Annotated in this window: 24 protein-coding genes; 17 read left to right on the top strand and 7 right to left on the bottom strand. The window is 59.1% G+C overall.

Annotated elements, in window-relative coordinates:
• Positions 1 to 162: 162 nt before the first annotated feature.
• The 15 genes from B7X65_RS15080 (at position 163) to B7X65_RS15010 (ending at position 13,855) form a co-directional block, all read left to right on the top strand.
• Positions 163 to 771 carry a TetR/AcrR family transcriptional regulator gene (locus tag B7X65_RS15080; protein WP_293595112.1) on the top strand — a complete coding sequence of 203 codons (609 nt, stop codon included), beginning with the start codon at positions 163 to 165 and terminating at the stop codon, positions 769 to 771.
• Entirely contained in the window at positions 768 to 1,919 is a 1,152-nt protein-coding gene (locus B7X65_RS15075; RefSeq protein ID WP_293595111.1) for an efflux RND transporter periplasmic adaptor subunit, read from the top strand. Before B7X65_RS15080 ends, B7X65_RS15075 begins: the two co-directional genes overlap by 4 nt.
• Positions 1,916 to 3,121 (top strand): FtsX-like permease family protein, encoded by a 1,206-nt coding sequence (locus tag B7X65_RS15070; RefSeq protein ID WP_293595110.1) that lies wholly within the window; start codon positions 1,916 to 1,918, stop codon positions 3,119 to 3,121. The genes B7X65_RS15075 and B7X65_RS15070 overlap by 4 nt, the downstream gene beginning before the upstream one ends.
• Before the next feature lies 1 nt (position 3,122).
• Positions 3,123 to 3,833 carry an ABC transporter ATP-binding protein gene (locus B7X65_RS15065; RefSeq protein WP_293595109.1) on the top strand — a complete coding sequence of 237 codons (711 nt, stop codon included), beginning with the start codon at positions 3,123 to 3,125 and terminating at the stop codon, positions 3,831 to 3,833.
• 25 nt (positions 3,834 to 3,858) lie between these two features.
• Positions 3,859 to 4,449: a hypothetical protein gene (locus B7X65_RS15060; RefSeq protein WP_293595108.1), complete on the top strand. Its 591-nt coding sequence runs from the start codon at positions 3,859 to 3,861 to the stop codon at positions 4,447 to 4,449.
• Between the two features lie 47 nt (positions 4,450 to 4,496).
• A complete protein-coding gene (locus B7X65_RS15055) occupies positions 4,497 to 4,916 on the top strand; it encodes a hypothetical protein (RefSeq protein WP_293595107.1) in 420 nt (139 codons plus the stop codon).
• Complete coding sequence (locus B7X65_RS15050; RefSeq protein ID WP_293595106.1) at positions 4,913 to 5,113, top strand: hypothetical protein; 201 nt, start codon at positions 4,913 to 4,915, stop codon at positions 5,111 to 5,113. The genes B7X65_RS15055 and B7X65_RS15050 overlap by 4 nt, the downstream gene beginning before the upstream one ends.
• Positions 5,110 to 6,540 carry an MBL fold metallo-hydrolase gene (locus B7X65_RS15045; RefSeq protein ID WP_293595105.1) on the top strand — a complete coding sequence of 477 codons (1,431 nt, stop codon included), beginning with the start codon at positions 5,110 to 5,112 and terminating at the stop codon, positions 6,538 to 6,540. Before B7X65_RS15050 ends, B7X65_RS15045 begins: the two co-directional genes overlap by 4 nt.
• Complete coding sequence (locus tag B7X65_RS15040) at positions 6,533 to 7,384, top strand: TIGR00730 family Rossman fold protein (protein ID WP_293595104.1); 852 nt, start codon at positions 6,533 to 6,535, stop codon at positions 7,382 to 7,384. Before B7X65_RS15045 ends, B7X65_RS15040 begins: the two co-directional genes overlap by 8 nt.
• A gap of 97 nt (positions 7,385 to 7,481) precedes the next feature.
• On the top strand, positions 7,482 to 8,879 hold the full coding sequence (locus B7X65_RS15035; protein ID WP_293595103.1) for a patatin-like phospholipase family protein: 1,398 nt from the start codon (positions 7,482 to 7,484) through the stop codon (positions 8,877 to 8,879).
• Positions 8,880 to 8,910: 31 nt separating this feature from the next.
• On the top strand, positions 8,911 to 9,375 hold the full coding sequence (locus B7X65_RS15030; protein ID WP_293595102.1) for a cytochrome c: 465 nt from the start codon (positions 8,911 to 8,913) through the stop codon (positions 9,373 to 9,375).
• A 59-nt stretch (positions 9,376 to 9,434) separates the two neighbouring features.
• Complete coding sequence (locus tag B7X65_RS15025; RefSeq protein ID WP_293595101.1) at positions 9,435 to 10,733, top strand: glucoamylase family protein; 1,299 nt, start codon at positions 9,435 to 9,437, stop codon at positions 10,731 to 10,733.
• On the top strand, positions 10,730 to 11,992 hold the full coding sequence (locus tag B7X65_RS15020) for a lipid A deacylase LpxR family protein (RefSeq protein WP_293595100.1): 1,263 nt from the start codon (positions 10,730 to 10,732) through the stop codon (positions 11,990 to 11,992). Before B7X65_RS15025 ends, B7X65_RS15020 begins: the two co-directional genes overlap by 4 nt.
• A gap of 106 nt (positions 11,993 to 12,098) precedes the next feature.
• Positions 12,099 to 13,544, top strand: coding sequence for an efflux transporter outer membrane subunit (locus tag B7X65_RS15015; RefSeq protein ID WP_324487369.1), 1,446 nt, complete (start codon positions 12,099 to 12,101; stop codon positions 13,542 to 13,544).
• 170 nt (positions 13,545 to 13,714) lie between these two features.
• Positions 13,715 to 13,855: a hypothetical protein gene (locus B7X65_RS15010; protein WP_293595098.1), complete on the top strand. Its 141-nt coding sequence runs from the start codon at positions 13,715 to 13,717 to the stop codon at positions 13,853 to 13,855.
• Positions 13,856 to 13,956: 101 nt separating this feature from the next.
• Here B7X65_RS15010 and B7X65_RS15005 read toward each other — a convergent pair whose 3' ends face one another.
• The 7 genes from B7X65_RS15005 to B7X65_RS14980 form a co-directional block, all read right to left on the bottom strand.
• Positions 13,957 to 14,394 (bottom strand): helix-turn-helix transcriptional regulator, encoded by a 438-nt coding sequence (locus tag B7X65_RS15005; protein ID WP_293595097.1) that lies wholly within the window; start codon positions 14,392 to 14,394, stop codon positions 13,957 to 13,959.
• 430 nt (positions 14,395 to 14,824) lie between these two features.
• On the bottom strand, positions 14,825 to 16,786 hold the full coding sequence (locus tag B7X65_RS15000) for an NACHT domain-containing protein (RefSeq protein WP_293595096.1): 1,962 nt from the start codon (positions 16,784 to 16,786) through the stop codon (positions 14,825 to 14,827).
• A gap of 501 nt (positions 16,787 to 17,287) precedes the next feature.
• The gene (locus B7X65_RS23915) at positions 17,288 to 17,470 is read right to left on the bottom strand and encodes a thermonuclease family protein (RefSeq protein WP_363103740.1); all 183 of its coding nucleotides are present in this window, start codon (positions 17,468 to 17,470) and stop codon (positions 17,288 to 17,290) included.
• Positions 17,467 to 19,200: a hypothetical protein gene (locus B7X65_RS14995; RefSeq protein WP_293595095.1), complete on the bottom strand. Its 1,734-nt coding sequence runs from the start codon at positions 19,198 to 19,200 to the stop codon at positions 17,467 to 17,469. Before B7X65_RS14995 ends, B7X65_RS23915 begins: the two co-directional genes overlap by 4 nt.
• Positions 19,181 to 20,143 carry an ATP-binding protein gene (locus tag B7X65_RS14990; protein ID WP_293595094.1) on the bottom strand — a complete coding sequence of 321 codons (963 nt, stop codon included), beginning with the start codon at positions 20,141 to 20,143 and terminating at the stop codon, positions 19,181 to 19,183. Before B7X65_RS14990 ends, B7X65_RS14995 begins: the two co-directional genes overlap by 20 nt.
• Positions 20,144 to 20,184: 41 nt before the next feature.
• On the bottom strand, positions 20,185 to 22,236 hold the full coding sequence (locus B7X65_RS14985) for a hypothetical protein (RefSeq protein ID WP_293595093.1): 2,052 nt from the start codon (positions 22,234 to 22,236) through the stop codon (positions 20,185 to 20,187).
• A gap of 891 nt (positions 22,237 to 23,127) precedes the next feature.
• The gene (locus B7X65_RS14980; RefSeq protein ID WP_293595092.1) at positions 23,128 to 23,703 is read right to left on the bottom strand and encodes a hypothetical protein; all 576 of its coding nucleotides are present in this window, start codon (positions 23,701 to 23,703) and stop codon (positions 23,128 to 23,130) included.
• 23 nt (positions 23,704 to 23,726) lie between these two features.
• Here B7X65_RS14980 and B7X65_RS14975 point away from each other — a divergent pair, with 23 nt between their 5' ends.
• Complete coding sequence (locus B7X65_RS14975) at positions 23,727 to 24,035, top strand: hypothetical protein (RefSeq protein WP_293595091.1); 309 nt, start codon at positions 23,727 to 23,729, stop codon at positions 24,033 to 24,035.
• Position 24,036: 1 nt separating this feature from the next.
• Complete coding sequence (phbB, locus tag B7X65_RS14970; RefSeq protein WP_293595090.1) at positions 24,037 to 24,756, top strand: acetoacetyl-CoA reductase; 720 nt, start codon at positions 24,037 to 24,039, stop codon at positions 24,754 to 24,756.
• Positions 24,757 to 24,812: the final 56 nt, after the last annotated feature.

Raw genomic sequence — 24,812 nt, 5'->3', positions numbered from 1 at the left:
TCAGAGCTTCCCCTAGGAGTTGAGGCAAAAAAATCGCGGAAACAGCGGCGCACTGTGACGCAGATCCACAAACTCGCTCCTTCAGTTGCGTAGAACTCTACTTGCATAGAAATTCCAATCTGATAAGATAGTAATTGATTACTTACTTTAGGGGGCGAAACGATGAATGACCATGCTAAACATTTACCTGCCGACGAGCGGCGCGCAATAACCGTCGAGACGGTAGTCGAACTGGCTGCCGAACAGAATCCCAATGACATCACCACCTCCGCCATTGCCAAGCGCATGGGCCTGACCCAGGGCGCGATATTTCGCCACTTCCCCAGCAAGGATTCCATCCTGCAAGCGGTCATGGCGTGGGTAGCGGAACGCTTGCTCTCACGGGTGGACAAGGCCGCGCAGGACGTTGCTTCCCCGATTGCCGCGCTGGAGGCAATCTTTATGACGCATATTGATTTCGTGGCCGAGCATCCCGGGGTGCCGCGGATGATGTTTGGCGAATTGCAACGTGCGGGGGAGACGGCCCCCAAGCGCATGGTGCAGACGCTCATCCGCCACTATGGCGAGCGTTTGCATCGGCTGATTAAGGAAGGCAAAGCACAGGGGGAGCTGGATGCCGCGCTCGATACCGAGGCTGCCGTCACCCTCTTCATCGGCACCATCCAGGGGCTGGTGATGCAATCGCTGCTGGCCGGCGATGTTGCCAACATCCGCCGCGATGCGCCACGTGTATTTGCAATTTATCGGCGTGGCATCGGGAGCGCCCTATGAAACGTCTACCACTGCAAAGCCGCACCTTGGCGCTCCTGGCCGTCATCGTCCCGTTGCTTGCACTATTTATCTACGTTGGCCTCCGATCCGGCCCGCTGGCGCCGGTCGCGGTGACGGTCGTGACCGTGGAATCGCGGACAGTCACACCGGCGCTGTTCGGCATCGGCACGGTGGAGGCGCGCTACACCTACAAGATCGGGCCAACGTTTGCCGGGCGCGTCAAACGCCTGGAGGTGCATGTAGGCGACCAGGTCAAGGCCGGACAGGTGCTCGGCGAGATGGAGCCGGTCGACCTCGATGACCGAGTGCGCTCACAGGAGTCGGCATTCAAGCGTGCGGAAGCAGCTTTGCGCGAGGCAGAAGCCCGGCAAGCCTACGCGCAAACCCAGGCGCGCCGCTATGAGCAATTGTTTGCGGTGCGCTCGACCAGCGAGGAAATCGTCACCACCAAGCGGCAGGAGCTGCAGATCGCCGATGCCGGCCTATCCGCTGCTCGGGAAGATATTGCCCGGGCACGCTCCGACCGTGAAGCACTGGTTGCGCAGCGGAGCAATCTGCGACTGATCGCGCCGGTCGACGGTGTAGTCGCCGTGCGTGATGCCGATCCCGGCACGACCATCGTCGCAGGCCAGGCCGTGGTGGAAGTGATCGACCCCAAGAGTTTGTGGATCAATGTGCGCTTCGACCAGATCAGCGCATCGGGGCTGGCTGGGGGGCTACCGGCTCGTATCGCACTGCGTTCGCGTGGCGGCAAGACCTTGAAAGGTCGCGTGCTGCGGGTGGAACCCAAGGCCGACTCGGTAACCGAGGAAACGCTCGCCAAGGTGACATTCGATAACAAACCAGAACCTTTGCCACCGGTGGGTGAACTGGCCGAAGTCACGGTTGACTTGCCGGCGCTCCCGGCCGCTCCACTGATCCCCAACGCTGCCGTCCAGCGTGAGGGCGACAAAGTCGGTGTCTGGCAAATCGTGGATGGTGATCTGCGTTTCTCCCCGGTCAAGCTCGGGACTTCCGACCTCAATGGTTACGTGCAGGTGCGCGAAGGGCTCAAGAATGGGGACCAGGTTGTGACCTATAGCGAAAAGGCACTGACGGCGCGCAGCCGCATCCATGTGGTCGACCACATCCCCGGAGTGCCACGATGATCAGCTTGGCCGGCCGCGACATTCTCCATGCCTGGGGAAAGTTCGTCTTCACTGGCATCGGTCTGGGTCTGCTGATCGGCGTCACCCTAGTCATGGCCGGGGTGTACCGGGGCATGGTGGACGACGGCAAGGCGCTGCTCGACAACAGTGGCGCCGACCTTTGGGTGGTGCAAAAAGACACTCTGGGTCCTTATGCGGAGTCGTCAAGCCTCAACGATGACGTGCATCGCGCCATCCTCGCCATGCCGGGAGTCGCCCAGGCAGCGAACGTGACCTACCTGACCATGCAGGTGCGCAAAGGCGAGAGTGATGTACGCACCATGGTGGTCGGCATCGCGCCCGGCGCGTTGGGGGCTACACCCGGATGGCCTCCTTATCTCGTCGCTGGACGCCAGATCACGCGCGGTCACTACGAGGCAGTGGCCGACATCGCCACCGGCTTCAAACTGGGAGATCGTCTTGCCATTCGCCGAAATCATTACGCCGTCGTAGGGCTGACACGGCGCATGGTGTCGTCCAGCGGCGACCCGATGGTATTCATTCCGCTCAAGGATGCCCAGGAGGCTCAGTTCCTCAAGGACAACGACGCCATTTGGCAAAGCCGGCGTCGCACCGAAGCCAACCCGGCCTTCAATCGACCCGGTGTTCCAGGTTTGCTGGATGTCGTGATTGCTTCACAGAGCACCAACGCGTTCGTCAATGCCGTACTGGTCACACTGAAACCTGGCCATGCGCCGGACGAGGTTGCCGAATCCATCCGACGCTGGAAGCGTTTGACGGTCTACACCCGGGCACAGATGGAAGACATCCTCGTCGGCAAGTTGATCGCCACCTCGGCCAAGCAGATCGGCATGTTCTTAGTGATTCTGGCCATCGTTAGCGCGGCTATCGTTGCCTTCATCATCTATTCGCTGACGATGGACAAAATCCGCGAAATCGCGGTGTTGAAGCTAATCGGCACACGCAATCGAACCATCGCCGCGATGATCATGCAGCAGGCGCTCGCCCTGGGCGTGATTGGTTTCGTGGTCGGCAAGATCACAGCCACTTTCTCAGCGCCCCTGTTTCCCAAGTACGTACTGCTGATGCCATTCGACTCCATCGCCGGTTTTTTCGCCGTGCTCGTGATCTGCGTTCTAGCCAGCATCGTCGCCATTCGAATGGCGCTCAAGGTCGATCCGGCCGAAGCCATTGGAGGTTGAGATGAGCGGCAAAGGCATCCACATCGAAAGTTTAAGCAAGCGGTATGGCGATGGTGACACCGCTGTCTTTGCCTTGAGAGACGTGAATATGCATGTTGCGCCAGGTGAAGTGGTGGGACTGATCGGCCCTTCCGGCTCGGGCAAGAGCACGCTGCTCAAATGTCTGGGTGCGGTGATCGAGCCGACAGCCGGTCGCATGACGCTGGGCGATGAAGTGATCTACGACGATGGCTGGAAAGTCCGCGACTTGCGCGCCTTGCGGCGCGACAAGATCGGTTTCGTTTTCCAGGCACCATACCTGATTCCGTTTCTCGATGTCACCGACAACGTGGCGCTGCTGCCGATGCTTGCAGGCGTCGCGAATGGAGAGTCGCGCGCGAAGGCACTGGAACTGCTCACCGCGCTCGATGTGCAACACCGGGCTCGCGCCATGCCCTCGCAACTCTCCGGTGGCGAGCAGCAACGGGTCGCCATTGCGCGAGGTTTGGTCAATCGCCCTCCGGTGATCCTGGCTGATGAGCCCACAGCTCCACTAGACAGTGAGCGCGCCATGGCTGTAATCCGCATCCTCAATGACATGGCTCGGAAGTTCGAGACCGCCATCATCGTCGTCACCCATGACGAAAAGATCATCCCCACTTTCAAGCGCATCTACCACATCCGCGACGGTGTGACCCATGAGGAAGCTGGCGAAGGGCGTGGGTTTGATTGACTTTGAAAGTAAAGGAGCGGGCACCATGACGAGCGACAGCATGAATCGGTTCGAGCAGGAGCACCTCAAGCGATGGTGGGAAACCACGCGCTACTACCTGCTCGCGGATATGGGAAGTCTGCCTGGAGCCGCCGCCGTGGCCGAGGATGGATGGTCGCCTCCGCAAACGGACAGTCACGGTGGCCGGAAAAGGTTCATTGCCAGGGTGAGAGGCCGACTCTTGCGCTCAGTCAAGCGCGGGGGGGAAGACGACCCGCTGCGGGAACTGGAGAGCATATTCCAACAGCAGATCACGTTCATCGCCAGGCACCCCGACGTCCCCAGGCGCCTGTTGTCGTGGTTGGCACAGGATGGCCATCCCGGTCTTCAGCGGCGCGTGCGGATGCTCATCGGTTACTACGCCACCCGCCTGGCCCAAATCATCGCTCGCGCCGAACAGAAGGGACTCATCAGAGCGGACGTCAAACCACATGCGGCGGCAACTTCCCTTGTCGGCGTCATCCAGAAACTGGTGCTCGAAACCCATGCCATCCCGCAGCGGGGGGAATCGTTCCTGCGGAAGGCTGCCGAGGCTTGCGCCCTTTACCGGGCCGCACTGGCTGTTCCATCGAAATGAAAGCAGGCGGGAAATTTCTAGGAGATGGAAAAAACGTGAGGATATCCATGCCAAAAAACGGATTCCGTATCTGGGCAATTTCCGTAGTCGCTGTCGGCTTCGGCCTGCTGACCATCAAGGAAGGCGGCGCGATCCTGTTTGGTGGCGAAGCGGCGCAAGCCTCTGTCGGAAACTACGTGCCGTTCGTGCCCTGGTTCAACTTTCTGGCCGGCTTCGCCTACGTCATCGCTGGCGCTGGACTGTGGCTGCGGCATCGCTGGGCGGTGTGGCTGGCCGTCGTCATCGCCGCAGCGACTGCGTTTGCCTTTGCGGCATTCGGCGCGCACGTCTATGCCGGCGGGGCCTATGAAATGCGCACGGTCATCGCGATGAGCTTCCGAACGCTGGTGTGGGTGGCGATCGCAGCCATTTCCTGGCAAGGCCGGTCGCGCGGGAAACCCGCCATAACGGCGAGAGATATGAAATGAACCTGAAGAAGCGTCTCGCCACCGTGCGAACATGCGCGCCAGAACGTCAGCCCTGGACAAGGAGGAACGCGATGAGCACACATTGCTTGCAGCAGGTGCCGTTCGAAGCGCTCGGCAGCCCCAAAGTCTTCCAACGGCACGGGGACACCTTCGACAGCCCGGACCGGATCGCACCATCAGAAGGAAATACAAAATGAGCATCACCTTTCTCGGCGCAGCGCGCGAAGTCACCGGTTCGTGCTACCTGGTGGAGACTGCGGACACACGCTTCCTGGTGGACTGCGGCATGGTGCAGGGCGGGCGCGAGGCACCGGCGCGCAACCGCAAGCCGTTCGCATTCGACCCGAAATCCATCGATTTCGTGTTGCTGACTCATGCGCACATCGACCACAGCGGCCTGCTGCCCAAGCTCACCCGTGCGGGCTTCCAGGGGCCGATCTATGCCACCTCCGCGACCACCGACCTGCTCCAGGTGATGCTGCCCGACAGCGCGCATATCCAGGCGGGTGATGTCGAGCGGGCCAAGCGCAACAGCAAGTCGGCACATGATAGGAGCGCGGCGCCGACTCCGCTCTACACGATGCAAGACGCGCGCGACTGTCTGCGCCAGATGCGACCCATCGCCTACGACCAGGAACTCACGCCACATCCGGTCGTGCGCTGCCGCTTCCGCGACGCCGGCCACATCCTTGGCTCGGCCATCATCGAGGCTTGGGTCACCGAACACGGCCAGACCACCAAGCTCGTGTTCAGCGGCGATCTTGGCCAGCCGGGGCGTCCGATTCTGCGCGACCCGACGCCTATCGAGGAAGCGGACATCCTGCTCATGGAGTCCACCTACGGTGACCGCACGCACAAGGATCTGGCAGCAACAGAGGACGAGTTGATCGGGATCGTCGAGCGCACCCTGCACGAACAGGGGGGCAACGTGATTGTTCCGGCGTTCGCGGTCGGCCGCACCCAGGAGATCTTGTATCACCTGCACCGCCTCACCCGCGAAGACCGGTTGCGTAATCTAAAGGTGTTCGTCGACTCGCCGATGGCCACCGAGGCCACGCGGATCACCATGCAGCACCTTGAACTGTTCGATGACGCGGCTAAGCGGCTGGCGGACTGGCACACCATCGGCAAGGACTTGCCCTACCTGCACTTCGTGGCCAGCGCGGAGGAATCCATCGCGCTGAACCAGATCCGCTCGGGCGCCATCATCATTTCCGCCAGCGGCATGTGCAACGCCGGGCGCATCAAGCACCACCTGCGCCACAACCTGCCCCGGCGCGAATGCAGCGTGCTGATCACGGGATTCCAGGCGCAAGGCACCCTCGGTCGGCGTCTGGTTGATGGCGCGAAACGGGTGCGCATCTTCGGCGAAGACATCCTCGTGCGCGCGGCGATCCACACCGTGGGTGGATTGTCGGCACATGCCGACCAGCCCGCATTGCTGGGCTGGTCGGCCAACTTCCGCAAGCCTCCAGCCCGAACTTTCGTGGTGCATAGCGAGGCCAGCGCCGCGCTCGCAGTCGCCGAGCGACTGCGCACCGAACGTGGCTGGGACGTGGCAGTGCCGGAGCCCGGCACGCGCGTGCAATGGGGCGGCCGGACTGGAGGTGGCGGACATGACTGATTCTGACCAACGCAAGACGCTGCGAGAGGCTATCATGAACGGGCCGGCGTATCGGCTGGCTCATGAGGACGTCGAATTTCTCGCCCAGGACGACCTGCGTCCGCTGCGTCTGCAACTGGAACTGCTCAAGCCCGAGCATGAGCTGCGCGAGCAAGGGATCGGCTCAACCGTCGTCGTCTTCGGCAGCGCGCGCGTCGTTTCCCACGAGGAGGCGCAAGCAGGGCTTGCCGATCTCGAGGCGCGCATGGCAGCCGGACAGTCCGACCCGCTGCAGGCACGCGATCTTGCCACGGCCAGGCGTCAGTTGGCCCATGCGCGCTACTACGAAGAGGCGCGGCGCTTTACGCACCTGGTCTCGTCCCGTTTCCAGCAGGAAGAACGACGCGATTTCGTGGTTGTGACTGGGGGCGGCCCCGGCATCATGGAAGCGGCCAACCGCGGCGCATTCGAGGCCGGTGCGCGCTCCATCGGACTCAATGTCACCCTGCCGCACGAACAGGAGCCCAATCCCTTCATCAGCCCCGAGCTTGCATTCCGGTTCCGCTATTTCGCCCTGCGCAAAATGCACTTCCTGCTGCGTGCGCGGGCGCTGGTCGCCTTCCCGGGCGGATATGGCACGCTCGACGAGCTGTTCGAGGTGCTAACCCTGGTGCAGACCGGCAAGATGGCGCGCATTCCCATCGTGTTATTCGGGGGTGAATTCTGGCGGCATGCGGTGAACTTCGACTTTCTCATTGAGGAAGGAATGATCAGCGTCGCCGATACCGCACTGTTTACGGTCGTCGAAAAGGCTGAAGAAGCGGTAGCCGTTTTACACGATTTTTACCAAGGCACGCCACCGTGAGCTTCGCAACAGGTGCCCATTTGAATAGAGGTTCCGTCATGAACATTGAAGTTACGGATCAATTGGTCTCAATTACCACTGTTAGGGAGACGGGCGCGTGAGTGCAAGCCCCCAAACAATAGGGTGGGCACGCGTTGCCGCCACGCTGGGTCTGCTGCTGCTGTTTTCCGGCTGCGCGCACTATCAGGCGAATGCCAAGCTGGAGCGGCACGACCCGGCATCCGGCTACCGACTGGAAACCCTAGCCCCAGACGAAAATTCGGGCAGTCTGCTAGTGGTCCTGACATTCTCCGGCGGAGGCACGCGCGCCGCCACGATGGCCTATGGTGTGCTCGACCAACTCGCCAAAACCGAGATCATTTGGGAAGGTCGTCGCAAACGCCTGCTCGATGAGGTGGACATCATCTCCGCCGTGTCGGGCGGCAGTTACACCGCTGCCTACTATGCCCTGTACCGCGAGCGCCTGTTTACGGACTTCGAACGCGATTTTCTCAAGCGTGACGTGCAAGGCGAGATCGCGCGCAAGATACTGGCCCCAGCCAATCTGGTGCGCTCCTCGAGCCCACAATTCGGCCGCATCGATCTGGTTGCCGAATACCTCGACGAGAACATATTCCGCGGCGCCACCTTCGGTGACCTGCAGCGGCGGGGCCGACCGTTCCTCCTGATTAATGCCAGCGACATGTCGTTGGGCACGCGCTTCGAATTCACCCAGGATCAGTTCGACCTGATGTGTTCTGACCTGACGCCCTATTTGCTTGCCCACGCAGTAGCGGCATCGAGCGCCGTGCCCATCGCGTTCAGCCCGCTGACCCTGCGCAATTACGCGGGCGAGTGCGATTATCGGGAGCCGGACTGGGTGCCTCAAGCCTTGAATGACCGCGCCGAGTCAGCGCGCCGATTTTACAAGGCGAGCGAACTGCGCTCCTATCTCGATCGAGCGAGACGTCCATACATTCACCTGCTCGATGGCGGCATTTCGGACAACACCGGCCTGCGTGGCCTGCTCGATCGCATCCTCGCCGAACGCAACCCGCAGCGCCTGACCCGTGCCCTGGGAGCACCGGCGCTACGCAAGGTGGTACTGATCATGGTCAGCGCCGAAACCCGCCCCGACCTGTCGCTGGACCGGGTCGAAGCCGTGCCGACGGTGTTCCAGGTGATTCGCAACGTCAAGGACATTCCGATTAACCGCTATTCGTTCGAAACCACCGAGTTGTTCAAGTCACAAATCGAAAACCGCGTTCGGCGCGAAGGCGGGCAAGAGACCGAATTCTATCTGGTCGAAGTGACCCTCGAGGCGATCACCGACGAAAACGAACGGGAGCGTTACATGAGCATTCCCACCTCTTTCGCGCTGCCCGCCGAAACTGTCGACGAGCTACAGCGACTCGCGCGCCGCCTGCTCACAGATTCCCCCAACTATCGCCGTTTGCTGCTCAACCTCGGTACAGGCAAAGACGCCGATGTGCCGACTGGGCAGGCCATCCCTTAAGAACACGAACCAATCGCATAAGGAAACTTCCATGCAACACCGACATCCTTTCAAAACATATTTCACAGTCACAGCCATCGGCACGCTCCTGGCTATCACCTGCTTGCAGGCCTGGGCCGATAACGCTGGCAAGGCCAAGCCGCTGGCGCTCCGCAAGATCATGCAAGACATGGGCAAGAACATGCAGGTCATTACCGATGGCATTTCCCGTGAGGACTGGGAACTGGTGGCAAAAATTGCAACGCTGGTTGCCGACCATCCCCAGCCGCCACTGGGCGAGAAGATGCGCATCCTGAGTGTTGTCGGCGCCGATGCTAGCAAATTCAAGGGCTATGACGAAAAAACCCACCAGGCAGCACAAGCAGTGGGGCAGGCAGCTACGCGCGAGGACGGGCAAGCGGTGATTTCCGCGTTTGCGAAACTGCAAAACAGCTGCCTCGCATGTCACCAGGATTTTCGTAAGCCCTTCCTGGAGCATTTCTATGACAAACGCTGAAGTGGTCAGAGCCCGAAGCCTCGATCAGCACCCCGACCCTGGGCGGGCCAGGTGACACTATGAGCAGGGGGACACAAACCGTCGATGCCGAACTGGAAAAGATTCAGCATGCATCATTTAGCTACTTTCTGCATGAGACGAACCCCGTCAACGGGCTGGTGATCGACAAGACTGCAGCGGATTGGCCGGCCAGTATTGCCGCCACCGGCCTGGCGTTGGCGGCTTACCCGGTGGCTGTCGAGCGCGGATTCATGTCGCGCGGCGTGGCAGTGGGACGAACGCTTGCGACCCTGCGGTTTTTCTGGAACAGCCCGCAAGGCCCGGAGCCTGACGCCACTGGCTATCAGGGCTTTTACTATCATTTTCTCGACATGCAGACCGGTCGGCGTGCCTGGCAATGCGAACTGTCAACCGTAGACAGCGCTTTTCTGCTGGCGGGCGCGTTGACGGCGGGAATTTATTTTGACGCGGACACGGCCGACGAGCATGAAATCCGCACCCTCGCCGATGCGCTCTATCGCCGCGCCGATTGGCCGTGGGCGCAAGATGGCGGCGCCACGGTCACGCACGGCTGGACGCCCGAAAGCGGATTTCTCAAGTACCGCTGGGAAGGCTACGACGAGGCGTTGCTGCTGTATACGCTGGGGCTGGGCTCCCCCACTCATCCGCTACCCGAGAGCAGCTACGCCGCGTGGACTTCGACTTACCGGTGGGAGCAATGTTACGGACAGGAATATCTCTACGCCGGTCCGTTGTTCACACATCAGCTCTCGCATGTTTGGATCGACTTTCGCGGCATTCAGGACGCTTTCATGCGTGGCAAGGGCATCGACTATTTCGAGAACAGCCGCCGCGCGACTTATGCGCAACAACAGTACGCGATCGACAACCCGCTCAAGTTCGCTGGCTATGGTCGGCATTACTGGGGACTTACCGCGAGCGACGGCCCCGGCCCGGACACCATCAAAGTGAACGGCATCGAGCGCCAATTCTTCGATTATGTGGGGCGCGGCGTGCCGTACGGACCAGATGACGGCACCATCGCGCCGTGGGCCGTGGTGGCATCGCTGCCGTTCGCGCCAGAGATTGTGCTGCCAACGATGGCCCATCTTATTCGCCAGGTTGAATTAACAGAGTCCGATCCCTACGGCTTCAAAGCGACTTTTAACCAGACCCATCCCGCAATATCCGGCAACCCCTTTGGATGGGTATCGCGCTGGCATTACGGGCTTAATAAAGGGCCGATTATTTTGATGATCGAAAATTATCGAACCGGTTTGTTGTGGCAACTGATGCGAAACTGCCCATACATTGCCAGCGGCTTGCGGCGAGCGGGTTTCACGGGAGGTTGGCTATGAAGGCCTCGGTGACACCTGCCGATAGTTCGCGCCGTCGCAGGTGCGTTTCGCATGAATTTGCCGCAAATTTTCCTCCTCTCACGATGCCTCTGCCGCCAAGGCATGGGCGGGGAAAAGCCGCGTTGATACTCACGCTGTTTTTACACATGGCGCCGGCTATCGCCCAAGCCGCCAATGAAGATATCTCCAGAATCAAAGGTTGCAAGGCAGATGAGGTCCTCAGATTCAGGGGCTTGACCGCCAGACTGGAGAACGACCTCTTTGCCGACACCGACCAAAACTACACGAACGGAGTGGCTCTCACCGCTGTTTCACACGACATCGCCGGCAAGCTTCGAACCGAGTGCCTGCCGACCCCGGTGCGACTGCATGCGGAACTCATCAAGTTTGTGAACCCCGGTTTTTGGTCCGATGCGGAAGACTCCGTCCATACGCAAAACGTGGTGGTGAAGTTTGGCCAGTCCATGTTCACACCGAAAGATTTCGCCAGAACCGATCTGATCCTGGACGATCGGCCTTATGCAGGATTGCTGTACGTTGGCATGTCGTGGAACCGTCGCAAACATGAACCACAAAGCAACTTGGAGATACTCGACACGCGCGAGATCACATTGGGCGTCATCGGCCCGTTGTCTCTCGCGGAACAGTCACAAAATCTGGTTCACGATGTAATCGGTGCCGATAAATTTCTGGGTTGGCAACATCAGTTGAAGAATGAGCCTGCGATGCAAATGGCGATGGACCGCAAATTCAAGGACTATCGCGGAACGGGCGCGATTCAGCCTGGTTTCTCTGCCGATTCGATACGCTCACTGGGACTGCGACTAGGCAACATCGAAACCTCCGCTGCCCTGGGCATCGAAGGGCGTATCGGCTGGAATCTACCGAACGATTTCGGGACCTATCCGATCAGACCCGGCGCCGAAAACCGCCCGCCATCCGCAGCCTCCATCCACAGCGGCTCAAACCATGCCTATCCTACGGTGGCCAAACCGCGTCCAGGTATTCACCTTTTCGGAACGCTGGAAACAAAGCTCGTCGCGCACGACTTTTCACTCGACGGAAACCTCTTTAGATCAAGCCACAGTGTTACGCGTCGGCCGTGGGTGGCCCAGGCTGCTGTCGGGATCAGTGTTCATGGCCTGGTGGTTGGACATGGCGTCAAGTTGGCCGTGATGCGTGTTTACCGTTCACGGGAATTCGAGGAGCAGCGGACGAACCAAGCTTACGGCTCTGTCGCGCTGAGTATTGAGTTCTAAAAACGTATTGCGCATCTTGGCCCGCTCCCATCCACCGTTTAGACAAACAAAGGAAGAAAAAATGAACAGTCGAAATCACAGCCGAAAGTTGCAACCATGGGGGAAAATGGTTTTATTGTTACCTCTGGTCGCCGTGCTGGCGGGATGCGCGGTGGGTCCTGATTTCCAGCGTCCTGCTTCACCTGCTGTGACGGGCTATACGACCGCTCCGCTGCCTGTCGTGACCGTCGCCAGCCCAGGGATACAGGGAAACCAACAGCAGTTCGTTTCAGCACCCGTGCCAGCCGAATGGTGGAAAGAGCTCCGCTCCGACAAACTCACCGACCTGATCGGCCAGGCACTGCAAGCCAGCCCCACGCTGGCAGCGGCACAGGCCACCTTGCGTCAAGGGCAGGAGACTTATGCGGCGCGAGCCGGCTCCACCTTGTATCCCCAAGTCGATGCCAACCTGAGCGGGCAGCGTCAGCGCGTTAACCCCAGCACATTGGGGCAAACCGGCGACGCACGCGTGTTCAACCTCTACAACACCTCGGTGGGCGTGCATTACCAACTCGACTTGGCCGGTGGCAACCGGCGGGCACTGGAAGCACTGGCGGCCCGCGCCGAGTATCGGCGCTACGAATTGGAAGGTGCGCGGTTGACCTTGGCGGCGAACATCGTCACCACCGCCATCACCCAAGCCAGGCTCGCTGGGCAAATCCAGGCCACGGAGGCCATCCTCCGCGCCCAGGACGAACAATTGCACATCACCCGAGAGCGGGTTCGCCTCGGTCAGGCTGCGCCGGACGATGTACTGGCCTTGCAAACCCAGGTGGAACAGACCCGCGCTGGACTTCCCTTGCTGCGCAAACAACTCCAGCAGAACGAACATCTGCTGGCGGTGCTCGCTGGCCGGGCGCCGGGCGCGGGAGGCTTACCCACCTTCACCCTGGAGGAGTTCACCCTTCCGTCTGACCTGCCGCTGGTCTTGCCGTCCGAATTGGTGCGCCGCCGCCCCGACATTCAGGCCGCAGAAGCCCTATTGCATGCCGCCAACGCGGAATACGGCGTCGCGGTCGCCAAGTTGTATCCACAACTCAACATCAGTGCCAGCCTCGGTTCGCAGGCATTGAGCACCGGCGCATTGTTCGGCGGCGGCTCGGCGGTATGGAGTCTCATCGGGCAGTTGACCCAGCCGCTTTTCAATCCCGGCTTGCCCGCCGAAAAGCGGGCGTCGTTGGCCGCATTCGATGCGGCGGCAGCAAATTACCAAAGCGTCGTGCTCGAAGCCCTACGCAATGTGGCCGACGTACTGCGCGCATTGGACAACGATGCACAAACACTGGCTGCACTGGCAACCGCCGATATCGCAGCGCAGGGTTCTCTGGAATCCATGCAAAGGCAATATGCATTGGGCGCCGCCAGTTACGTCCAACTGCTTACTGCACAACAGCAGGCGCAACAGAATGGAATCAACCTGATAGCGGCTAAGTCACAACGCCTCGTCGATAGCGCCGCCTTGTACCAGGCATTGGGTGGGGGCTGGGTCGCGTCGGCTCAAAGCTTACGCTAAGGAGAATGATAGTTACTTTGGCGTTTGCCCCCTTGGAAACGAGCGTAAGTGCTTGAAAGCAAAGGCGGGTGGCCGACCCAGGATCGATAGGATGGTTGTTTACGAAGCACCCATACCATCTTTGCAAAGGTCCGCACGAACAGTGGCGGCGAGTATTTACTGACCGCATCATGGAACTGGCTGCGAATGAAGCCGATGTTTTGCAGGTTGCGGACTGGGCTATCCAGGCGCAAACGGTGCACGGTGGGCGCGATGCGACCGAGGTTGCCGGTGAGCAGTGGTGGAGCGGCGTGCCGCCTATTCCCGAGTAGGGAATTTTTCAAGGTCGGCTGAACCAGGAAGACCTGATGCAGGGACCGCATCAGGTCAGTGCGCCTCCCCTACCCCCTGGTTGGCCCCAGCCGGCCAAGTCTTAAGCCGCCAATTCCCCCAAGCGCGCCGCAGCCTCTGTTTTGCTCAGGCCTCTCAAGGCCGCTATGGATGCAAATTGGCTGGCACGTGGCCGTGTTTTCCCGTTCTCCCACTTGTAGACGGATTGATCAGAAACGCCTAACAACAAGGCTGCTTCCGAAGCCGACAGGCCCAGGCGTTTTCGTTGTGCCTGTAAACCGCTTGCGCTGAAACGAAAGCTGCTGGCCGGTTCATCGGACATGGCCACCGGTGCCGCTTTGGCAGCAGCTTTTCCGAGACGACCAACAAGTTTTTCGAGGGCCGAGATTCGGCGCTTCAAAGCTGCAATGTCCGAACGGTGGTGCGCTGACGCTTTCTTCAGCTGTTGCGTATCGGATCGCGTTTCCTTGCGGGCAACGCGGGCGATCTCTTCTTTCAGAATGGCGGCTATATTGGGCATGGTCTTTGTTCTTCTATGGCAAGGAGCACCATCATAAATGGCTGGTGTAGCTGTGAAGCCACAGCGTGCTGTTGATCGCGAGATCCGACTGTCAAGCCCAAGTGCCCGTCCGCACTATTGCTGTTAACTGACCTCAGGACAGAGCGACTGCGCCGCGGCCCACGTAGGCAATAACGACAATATGTACTTATCAATGGCCAGCTACGTATGACTGTGTCTGCTTTCGGCCAGGAGCAGTCATCAGAAAACTTCGGCGGAATGACAGCTTCAGACTGCAGGCAGACGTCGCGCCGCCAGCCGGCATGGGGTCGCTCGGCGGGCCACGTACGATGTTTGCACCAGTTTGTCGACGAGGCGGGCCACATAGCGGGAGTTGAGGAGTCAGGTGCCGTAGTTAAGGCGCTTTCGCAGTACGCGCGAGAGTTGTTCATCACGCGCGCGCTTTCGCCGCCGCTTGTTCGATCAGGATGCTCGAAATGATCTGCTCGCGCGTAGGTGTGGTGATGTAAGCGTCGACGTTGAGGCAGTTCACCAGCAGGCGCGTGAGCTGTATATATTCGTTCAGTGCCTTGACATCACCCCGATGATATTGAGCGACGTGCTTGACGACCTTGCCGACGTTCTCGCGCGCTTCGTCCAGGCCCATCTTAAGAGTCTGGATGGTTGCTACCTCGATCTTCTTAATGCGGCCGAACTCCTTTTGCATGTCATCGACTAATTCTTTGGACGCGTTGACTACGGCCCCATAGCTCGGCTCAATCAGTTGGAGCTGGTCTGCGACGTGCGCGAGAGCCAGCGCCCGCCGTAGCGGGAGTGGAATGGCTGCTGCAGCATAAACGAGAGCAGCGTTTTGATTGAGGAAGTCGCGAACCTCCGAATTCGTTTGCGCGATCAGTGACAGCTGTTCGCGCATGCGCTTAACGAAGTCGTCGGCCTCCGTTAGTAGCCCGGTAGTCAGCACAAAAACTTCCCGCCAGCGAGGCTCATTGGCATGTCGTTGGACCAGGTCCGCTGGGCCGCTTTGATTGGTGTTCTCGGTGATTGTGCGCGCAGTGAAGTATTCCTGAAACGTCAAGTGCGAGAACGAGTAGATGCGCTGGGCACGCTCGACCAGCACACCGTGCTGCGACTCGATTTCCTTGAGTACCTCAGCGGCATCCACATCTCCCGCATCAGTGCCGGGCGCTACCTTCAGGTTAGTCATGAACACGCCGATTTCCTGCTCGAGGTCAGACTGGCGAATGAAATAGGCGCCCCGCTCAAAAGACTTGGCCGCAATGCGGCTGAGCAGCAGCTCTTTCTTGGCTAGAGACAGCTGCTGGTAGGCTGTGTTTCGCCGGACCGAGCGAGAGGCATCCCACTTCTTCAAAAGAGCGTCCAACGCTTCCTTGTACAACTCGGCGCGATTGTTGGGGAACGTCATTCCCTCGTCGAAGGCCAAGCACATCAGCGTCAGGAGCAACGGCGTTTGGCATAGATCGCGAATGGCTTTGTTCTTTTCGAGAGAGAGCTCGGCCAGGCAGAGGTCGGCTTTCTGCGATTGATCGCAAAACCAGTTGCGCACGAATTGCTTGACCTGGCCTTGGTGAAAGTCGGCAAGTTCTACATCCGAGAATTGCTCGAACAGATAGTTGTAGGCGGCCGTACGGCAGCTGACGACGATTCGCACCTGCGGATACTTGCTCGCCAGATCTCGGATTTCCTTGTGCGCTTTGACGAGACGATCGCTGTCATTGACTTCGTCGAGCGCGTCGAACAGAAGGATGAGGGAGCCGGCCTCCAACATTCCTTCCACGAAAGCCTTCGGATCCTCGAAGCCGCAAATCTTGAACTCATCACGGATGTACTCAAGCAAGGTGTCCTTGCCATCGCTCCAGTCCTTCATCGGAATGAAGACCGGCATGCGGCGCTCCGTGAACTGGCCGTCGATAGCAGACAACGCGATCCACTTGAGAAAAGTGGTCTTACCGCCACCTGGCTTTCCCAACACGACGAGACGTGGCTCTCGATTGACCACCTGCTGACCCTCAAGGGTGTTAGACACCTGCCCGAAGCCGTTCTGGTCGCAATTGAGTTGCTCTTCGAGATCCTCGATGGAGGAGCGGCGCTGCGCCGATATTTTGTGAAGCATGTTCACCCGCACGAAGATGTTGTGGATTGGCATCGGTCGCGCCATGCCGATGATGCGCATCGTGCCGTACCGTTCCTGCACTCTCTCGCAATACTTCGCCGCCTCGAGTCCGAAAGGGTCTTCTTTCTCGTAGCGGTGTTTCACCCACTCGGGAACTTTTGCAACCTTGCTCCAGGCAGCCGTGATCACGTCCTTGATCAACTCCTTGCCAACAGTGACCACAAGTTGATCCGAAGTGGCATCGCCAGTGATGATCGTCATTGAAGTCCTTTGCATCTCGTCGAACACTTTGGTTGAGGCCGAACGCGTAGCGAATTGAGACCCGGTCTGAGAACTAATGCGATTACCGGAGCCGTGGCCAACGATTATCCGCCACACTTCGGTTGGCTGCTGATTGGCGCGCGATTGAAAGACTGCTTTGGCATCTCCGAGATGTTGAAGGCGGTGATCCTGCCATCCAGAAAAGCGTGGAGGTTACGTCTCGTCCCCTATGCGACGTAGGTTGTTCGCAGTCTTCTTTCGAAGAAGATATCCGGACTCTTTCGACGTCATAGAATCAAACGACTGCTTCCGCTGCGAAGCAGTCGTCGGCTCTTGCCGACCGTAGGACTGCATTGTGTGGATTTCCGCTCTTGTTTGATCCGTTTTTCCGTTGAGCGCGGAGCCATTAGTGGCACCCTTGCACAAGGCTGGATATCCACATTTCGGGGTTGAGATAGGGTCAAGCTGCTGTGAAAAAGGAGGGTCACATCGTCGTGAAACTCAAGAGTGCCAAGCCATGACTGCTTGAATCTGGGCTAAATTGACGTTGCTCCCATTCACCAATACCTTCCCCACCAAACGGCCGTAACGGTCGGTATTCTCCCCAACCACTTCTACCCACCTTCCGTAAACTAGGTCGGACAGGCGCGAGCGTGGCCTTTCCCTAACGCCACGGACCCTCAATGAAGGCCAGTGTCCCGGCTCGTAGCGCCTGGGTTAGCGGGACTGGAACTCCCGTACATTCCTTGATGTTGGATCACGGCGGCCCTCAGGGAATTGACAGCGCTACGAGACGTCAGGCCGTGAGCTTCTATCGGACGCTCGACCAGCCGGGCAATAAACAGCTTGCCATACCGCGGAAACACCACATAGCTCAGCCGGTCCTTGACGCCGAACATGCGATGGAGTTTCAGAGCCAATCCTGAGTGTGGTGACGGCAAGCGCAGTTTGCCACTTTTCCATTCATTGCGGCAGGTTTTGATCAGGCCCACCCGGGCAAGCTTTTCGAGAAACTCCCTCGCTTGGGGCGCTTGCGGCCTGGTGCTGGGAGCACGGGCGGAGTCTTCACGGTGCCTGACAGGAAGGTAAGTACACGGCCTCGCGCGTTTGCCGATCTTCCAACATCCGTCCTGCTCCACGGTGGCGCACCACCGGTACTTGCCGGCCATGACGGAAGTGTCCCAGCCCCACGATACGGACTGCTGCGCCACCATGCCAAGCATCCGCTCGTGGGCTTCCATCCACATCGAGGACAGTGCGAGGCCAGCCGCGTGCATCTCCAGCCATTCACAGGCAGCGTTGCCGAAGGCGTTCTTGTGGTTATAGCGCGGCAGCCCCGGCAAACTGGCTCCGCGCATGTAACCATTACTCGCGACCGTGGTACGTACTTGCCGCAGGTCGTGGCTGCCCCATACGGCGGCCAGCCATATCAGATAGGTAAATGCGGAACGGGCGTCGGGATACCGCTGCAAAAAACTCAAAATCACGTCACTGTCGCTGGACATCGAGATGCGATTGATCCAGTACTGTCCCTTTAGGACGTGCCTGCGTATATGCCGGTCAAACGATTTGAAAAACTGATGGCGCAGGGAAATGATTTCTTTCATCCGCTGAAAAACTTCTCCCGAAGAACGAGGAAATGGCCCCCCCCTCGCCTCAAACTCCGCTATCAGAGACTGCACGGCAGCAGGAGGCATAAAGGCGGAAGGCAAGCGAATCTTGGTCAAATCGCTCCACTGCTGCGCGGAGCACTCCAGGCTTCCTTCTCCCTGAAAGGTTTCCCATTTATCCTTCACACTCATCATGATGACGCGATCAGAGGTTTGTTCCAGCCACTGCGCCAGTTCATCGAACGCCTTTGTCTCCCCGGGCTCAAGCAAGGGCCGCCGCGCGGTTTCCCGGGTGAAGAAGCCGAGTTTTCCGCAATCACACTGACCGGGGATTTGGAAGAGCTCTGATCTGACGCAAGCGCTGATGGCGCGCCCGCATGGGCATTTATCGTCGATCTCGCAACCGTGAATGGGGCAGCGCTCCACGGCCCGCATGGACATCAACGTGCTGTGATAGCCAAGTCCCAGGCATTGCCGGCAAAATCGCACGGTAGCGGTATGAAACAGGTGATAGGTCCACGGGGCCAAAGCCTCCAACGTGGCAAGGCGGAAGTTAGAAATTGGCTCCCCCATCGCGTGGGCCAATTTCCCCAAATCAATCACGCTGTTGTTGGTGATCAAACTCTTTTGTCTTGCCGAATAACGAGAGCGTTGCTTAGCATAGGGGTCTATCAAGCGAGGCGTCCGAGCATTGAGCTGCACCACTCTGTGCATGGTGTGCCATAGGGATGCGTAGGGCAATAAAGATCCGGCATGCCAGGTCAGATCCGACAATTCAGAGGATTCAGTGGTAGGTTTGAGCATTTTTTGATGACCGCCCGGGAATAAACACGAGGCTCATGAGCCTCGTATGGCCGGTATCGGCCACGGCCTGCTTCCACGCGTCAAAGCTCGTGCATTGCTCCCACGCCGATCCGGCAGCAGCGGTCTTCAGCAGTACCTGCCGCGCTCCAATCGTAATGCTCTGCATTGGAAACTCGATGGGGCCACTGTAGTTAGCCGGCAGGAGCGTATTCAGAGCGCTCCATAGTTCGTGCGTGTAATTCTTGACGCGGAAACCCTCGGCAAAGGCTTGTTGTGCCAGACCGGCCGTATAGCTGATGCCCGAACCTTCGGGCCATTCGCTGTCCTCGTCGTAACCCTGTAGAACAAACTTAAGTTCTTCGGGGGTTCGAATTCCCCGGAAAGGCCAATCATGCAGCATAAACCGCGCTGACACATGGGCACTCCCAGTTAAGGCAAGGGTGCGCGGCCGGTCGTTGAACTGGAACGCGGCCACCGAAATGACACAGAGTTGCACTTTCTCGCCCTCCAAGGTCGCATGTAGTTGCACAAGCCAGCGCCACTCGCGCTCACTCATGCTTTGGGCTTCGTCGATAACTAGGACGACATAACGGTCCGACGAAAGACAGGCAATCTGGACAAAGCGCTCCACCAGTTGATTCGAGATCGTAGTGCCGCGCCGCTGTCCGATTGGGCCCTGTCCCGTTGCCGCCAAGAGCTTGCCATGCAGCATCCCCGGTGATGACGAACCTCCATCTTGGTGTGACCAGATCACCAAGGGAACCGGACCACCCATTCGCTCGGAAAGAAGTTTCCGCAGCCAGTATGTGAGCACATGGGTTTTTCCGAACTGCGATGGGCCGTAGATGATGGCGCCCTTGATTCTGTTGTAAAGCCAGGCGAATACGACGTCTGCCATCTCCGCGGCCGCTGGCGTAAAAAGGCCGTAGTCTTTGAGCACCACGGGGTGCCTGGAGTCAACCTGGCTGGGTACCAAGGGCGGGATCATAAAGCACTCCGGTTGGCGGCCTTACGCCGTTGGGGTAACTGCTCTTGCGCCTGAACGGGGGGGGCCTGATTCACAGGAGCATCCGAGGAGTTTGCCGGTCGGGCAGTATCAAAGTCAGGCGCATTGCTTGCCGACGGAGCACCACGCCGTGCCCGCTCCACCATGGATTCCCCAACCAGGCGTTCCGCGGTCACCTGCATGATCCGCCGCGCTTCCAGATAGGCCGGGTGAGGGGCGAGCTTGCGGTTGGGACTGTTTTCCGCATAGTCGATAAGTTGCATGACGGGACAGGTGTTTCGGCTGAGATGGATCAACTTGCGATAGGACAATGAGCGGATAGCAGACCTCACGTACAAACTGTGTGGGCTGTGATTCCAGGGGGGCGCCGCATTCATGAAGCCGAGGTCTTCGCCATCTTCCGTGGAGACAGAAACCAGCCGGACATCGTCCTCGTCCTCAGCGGATACCCACAGCAATTTGCCAACCAGTTCCAGTCTTGACTGAAGCCATTCACTCGAATACTCTGCGTTGAAAAAATTGACATGGATACCTGTCAGACCGTTGGAACTGGCCAAGACTGGGCAGAGTTTTCGGCGGCAAAGAAGGCGCCGGACTAAAGCAGGATCCGCCAGGCGGATGTAGTTTTCCGAATTGGAGGCCAGGAAAAGCAATTGCGAAAGCGGACTGCGATAGCCGAGACTGGAATGGGGCGTGGCGTTGTAGTTTGCTAGGGTGACCTCCAGCAGTTCGTGCAAATATTCCAGTTGAAACCCGCTCTTAATGGCCTCCTCCTCTGGGTCACGGCCACGCCTTTCGCTCGGCTTGGATCCGGTGCTCATCGAAAGTTTTTTCAGTATCGAAGCTATTTGCCTGAAAAAAGTTTCGATGAAAGGCCGGTCATCAAGGCTTCGCCGGCTGCTGTATGAGTCAGAATCTTGAGGACACACCAGATTGGCATCCACAACATCCTTCAGGATGTGCCTCACGCGCTGGCATACATTGGCAAGCGCGCCGTCTACACTGAACTCATCCCAACAGGCGCCCACCAACTTCGGGTCAAAGCCGCCAGGAAATCCAGCGCCGCTGCTGTACCCCTTATCTAAAGAAAACTGCAGCGGCTTCGGCTTCCAGGGCTGCAGGGCGAACTTGATCGCACCGATCACGTCATCAGCGGAGGGTTCCCGCCTTAAGGAGAGGAAATAACCCAGGACGCAGCGGCTGCGCACTTCGATGATGACAATAACCCAAAGCCTATGCACCAAAACAGGCTCCAACCTGCCGTCATGACTTGGAACGAGAACTGTGCAGCGGACGTCGAGTTTGTGGCCATCGCATTCGACCCGCCGGTATAGGGGTAAATGGGGCCGTTTCGTGCCATCTCCGGCCTTGGCTTTTTTGACTACTTCGGGCCCGCCCAGGATGGCTCGAGCTTCCTGTGGATTCTCAGCCAGCACTTTGTTGATGAATGCGCCTATGGTGACCTGGCCTTGCTTGGCAACGGTGAACGGCCACTTGCTGCCTGCGTCAGGGGTAAGTTTTCTTGCCTCTTCCAAAAACCAGAGAATCAAATCCTGCTTGGGTTGTCTGTGGCTTTCAAAGTGGCGCCGGTTTTTCTTGAGAATCTGGTTTATGAAGCGGTCCTTCAATTTGCTGCCCTTTTCGGTTGAAAAAAGCAGCTGTAAAGCACCTACAGTGCCCATTCCCCACGGATCGGGCTCAAGCGGTTTGCGGCGGATATACGCCTTGATACGTTGATGGGGGTTGATGCCTCTCCAACCATAAAGCCGTCCATCTTCGTGGGTCACCAGGCATCTTTCGGTGATGAGCCTGTGAATAGAGCCGCGCCCAAAACCTGTCTCGGCCTTGATGTCATCTTCGCTGGCTCCCTGCAAGTAAAGCAGGATGCCCTGCTTACGTCGGAGAAAGAGTTCCCTTCTCTTCTCAGTTAGGGCACCAACATCAAAATCTGGCCACGCATCAGTATCTAACTCAGTGCGAGCTATTGACGTTAGGCGTTCTCTCGCCCCAATCCGACGGCGCTTGCCCATGGTAATGAATTAAGTGCGCTACAAAGATACAACTTCGGTTATGCAAGTCAAGTGTTGTCAACTTTGGTTGCAACTTGGAACGTAGAAGTAAAAAAGGCGTTGAAATTTGCCCATGGCGAGAGCCTGACCGAAGCCTCGATTTGTTTACAACTTTGCTTAAGTAAACGGTTGTCAGCCGCACCCCATAAACCAGGGTCGGAGATCCGGGCAGTCACCCGCCCGCTCTGCCGACGATGCGACTCCGGCTGACCATGCAGCGGACCGGCCGGTAGTTCGACGGCGGTGTTGACGAGGCGGCGGACGGGCACGAGGCCAAGGTCCCGATTTGTGGCGTGACCACCATGCCTGGCAACAGTCTCCCTTATCCCAAGTGCAGATGACGGATCTGGGCGCTATTTGCGCCAGGTGACGGTTTCGCAGCGTGCCAGCATTGGGAAACGTCGTCTGTCCTTCAAACAATTCCTTGTGGGTACGATGATTTACAGCTACATTACTTCTGTGGGCGTAGCGCTGCCCACGCAAAAGTAAGCCCGCAACTAGCGGGCTTTTTTGTTTCCGAGACCTCGATGAATTTTCGTCGAGGTTTTTTTTCGCCCTTACTCCGGGCATCTACCTGAGCTGCACCATGCGTATATTGCGTGAGCTGCTGGAGTGGATCTTCATCGCGATGGATCTGTACGGTCTCATCGAAATGCTGGTTAACTTCATCAAATCCCTCTAAGCAACGCACAGCCTGCCCTGATTCCGACTCTCGCGCGATCGGGCTGACTTAAGCGAAAAAGTCAGTCTAGGCCCAAACTCGTCCAAAATTTGTGAAGTGTGGACTGTAGGCGCGGCTCGGACAGGTTCTGAAAATCAGCGGCCAAAGGCGCATGCCGCTTGATACCCTGATTACTTCGATGGCGCAGCTTCCTTGCCAGCCTTTTTACGGGCGGCTTCCACAGCCTTGTCTGCGGCCTCTTTGGTCGCTCGTGCCGCGTCGCGGCTGGCTTCATCGGCTTTGTGCAGGGCGTCGCGGGCCGCCTGGACGGCCTTGAGGGCATCTTCCTTGCTGGCGCGGCCGACCTGACGGGCGCCCTCTTCCGCTTTCTGCACGGCTTCGCGTGTGGCCTCGGTCGCCGTCTTGGCCTTGCTTTCGGCGTTGCGGGCCAGTTCCTTGCCCTCAGCACTTGCCTTATCCACCGCGACAGTGGCCAGCTCTTCCGCCTTGCGGGCGGCGACTTCGGCTTTCCGGGCCGCGCGATGTGTAGCTTCTGCGGCGCGCTTCGTGGCGTTGCCCAGCGCTGTTTCGGCCTTTTCCAATGCAGCCTTGGCACTGGAGGCGGCCTTGCGGCCGGCCTCGGCGGCGTCCTGGGCGGCTTTTCTGGCCGTTACGTTGGCCCGTTCCAGCGCGCTGTCGCTGGCGGCAAAACCTGCTGCACTCGCTACGGCCAGCGTGATGAGGATCAGGATGCGTTTGAAGTTCATGACGGTCACTCCAGGAAGGGTTGATGGAAAGCAACATCGCACCCCGCAGCCACACTCGTCTTGATGCAGCGCAAGGGTACCGGCGGGCTGCCGAGCTGGCCCGGACGGCCCTGCTTCGACGGCACAAAAAGCGGCCGCGCCGGCCTCTTGACTTGATCCATCTCAACGCCGGCCAGCCCGGCCTTTCCTACAGTGGCACGGAAGGGTGCGAGCCCTGTGTACAGCCCATCAACGACGCAGAGAAAACCATGGCCACCAGCAAACCCACAATGAACAAACGCCCCGCCTCGGGCAACGTAGCGGCTCTGAAACACCTTGCCGGAAAGGCCTGACATGCGGGTCGCACTGATCACCGGCGGCACTGCCGGCATTGGGGCCGCCACAGCGCAAGCCCTGCTCGCTGCGGGCTACCGCGTGGCCGTCAATTACGGCAGCAACCAGGCTGCAGCTGCGGCCTTCACGGCCCGCACCGGCATCGCGGCTTTTGCCTGGAACGTGGCCGACGCTGACGCCTGCGTGGCGGGTGTTGCGGAAGTCGAGGCCGCCTTGGGGCCCATAGAAGTTCTCGTCAACAACGCCGGCATCACGCGCGACGCGATGCTGCACAAGATGAGCGCTCAGCAATGGCGCGAGGTGATCGACGTCAACCTGGGCAGTTGCTTCAACATGTGCCGCGCGGTGATCGAGGGCATGCGCGAACGCCGTTTTGGCCGGGTGATCAACATGAGTTCGGTCAATGGACTCTCGGGCCAGGCAGGCCAGACCAACTATGCCGCGAGCAAGGCCGGGCTGATCGGCTTCACGAAGTCGCTGGCGCTCGAAGGCGCTTCCCGCAACATCACGGCCAATGTCATCGCACCGGGCTACACCGACACCGCCATGGTCAGCGCAGTGCGCCCCGAGGTGATGGAGCAGATCCTGAAAACCGTGCCGGTCGGCCGCCTGGCCACACCGGCAGAGATCGCCCGCGCCGTCGTTTTCCTCGCCGCCGACGACGCCGGTTTCATCACAGGCATCACGCTGTCGGTCAATGGCGGCAAGTACCTGGACTGAGCACTGTCGTTTTCGATAGGCTGCACTGTGGCGGGACCGGCAGCGGCATCGGGCCA

Source organism: Polaromonas sp. 39-63-25, from assembly GCF_002278925.1.
Classification (GTDB): Bacteria; Pseudomonadota; Gammaproteobacteria; order Burkholderiales; family Burkholderiaceae_C; genus Polaromonas.
The sequence above is the reverse complement of the archived record's forward strand: the minus strand, read 5'-3'. Positions and strand labels throughout refer to the sequence as shown.

Bases quoted from the DNA above. Each gene is read 5' to 3' on its own strand.
- B7X65_RS14980 (WP_293595092.1), bottom strand. From the start codon at position 23,703: ATGAACTTCAAACGCATCCTGATCCTCATCACGCTGGCCGTAGCGAGT.
- B7X65_RS15060 (WP_293595108.1), top strand. From the start codon at position 3,859: ATGACGAGCGACAGCATGAATCGGTTCGAGCAGGAGCACCTCAAGCGA.
- B7X65_RS15005 (WP_293595097.1), bottom strand. From the start codon at position 14,394: ATGCCCAATATAGCCGCCATTCTGAAAGAAGAGATCGCCCGCGTTGCC.
- B7X65_RS15055 (WP_293595107.1), top strand. From the start codon at position 4,497: ATGCCAAAAAACGGATTCCGTATCTGGGCAATTTCCGTAGTCGCTGTC.
- phbB (WP_293595090.1), top strand. From the start codon at position 24,037: ATGCGGGTCGCACTGATCACCGGCGGCACTGCCGGCATTGGGGCCGCC.
- B7X65_RS15030 (WP_293595102.1), top strand. From the start codon at position 8,911: ATGCAACACCGACATCCTTTCAAAACATATTTCACAGTCACAGCCATC.
- B7X65_RS15080 (WP_293595112.1), top strand. From the start codon at position 163: ATGAATGACCATGCTAAACATTTACCTGCCGACGAGCGGCGCGCAATA.
- B7X65_RS15070 (WP_293595110.1), top strand. From the start codon at position 1,916: ATGATCAGCTTGGCCGGCCGCGACATTCTCCATGCCTGGGGAAAGTTC.
- B7X65_RS15075 (WP_293595111.1), top strand. From the start codon at position 768: ATGAAACGTCTACCACTGCAAAGCCGCACCTTGGCGCTCCTGGCCGTC.
- B7X65_RS14975 (WP_293595091.1), top strand. From the start codon at position 23,727: ATGGAAAGCAACATCGCACCCCGCAGCCACACTCGTCTTGATGCAGCG.
- B7X65_RS14985 (WP_293595093.1), bottom strand. From the start codon at position 22,236: ATGGGCAAGCGCCGTCGGATTGGGGCGAGAGAACGCCTAACGTCAATA.
- B7X65_RS15050 (WP_293595106.1), top strand. From the start codon at position 4,913: ATGAACCTGAAGAAGCGTCTCGCCACCGTGCGAACATGCGCGCCAGAA.
- B7X65_RS15040 (WP_293595104.1), top strand. From the start codon at position 6,533: ATGACTGATTCTGACCAACGCAAGACGCTGCGAGAGGCTATCATGAAC.
- B7X65_RS15045 (WP_293595105.1), top strand. From the start codon at position 5,110: ATGAGCATCACCTTTCTCGGCGCAGCGCGCGAAGTCACCGGTTCGTGC.
- B7X65_RS15020 (WP_293595100.1), top strand. From the start codon at position 10,730: ATGAAGGCCTCGGTGACACCTGCCGATAGTTCGCGCCGTCGCAGGTGC.
- B7X65_RS14995 (WP_293595095.1), bottom strand. From the start codon at position 19,200: ATGCTCAAACCTACCACTGAATCCTCTGAATTGTCGGATCTGACCTGG.
- B7X65_RS15065 (WP_293595109.1), top strand. From the start codon at position 3,123: ATGAGCGGCAAAGGCATCCACATCGAAAGTTTAAGCAAGCGGTATGGC.
- B7X65_RS15000 (WP_293595096.1), bottom strand. From the start codon at position 16,786: ATGACGATCATCACTGGCGATGCCACTTCGGATCAACTTGTGGTCACT.
- B7X65_RS15010 (WP_293595098.1), top strand. From the start codon at position 13,715: ATGGAACTGGCTGCGAATGAAGCCGATGTTTTGCAGGTTGCGGACTGG.
- B7X65_RS15025 (WP_293595101.1), top strand. From the start codon at position 9,435: ATGAGCAGGGGGACACAAACCGTCGATGCCGAACTGGAAAAGATTCAG.
- B7X65_RS15015 (WP_324487369.1), top strand. From the start codon at position 12,099: ATGGTTTTATTGTTACCTCTGGTCGCCGTGCTGGCGGGATGCGCGGTG.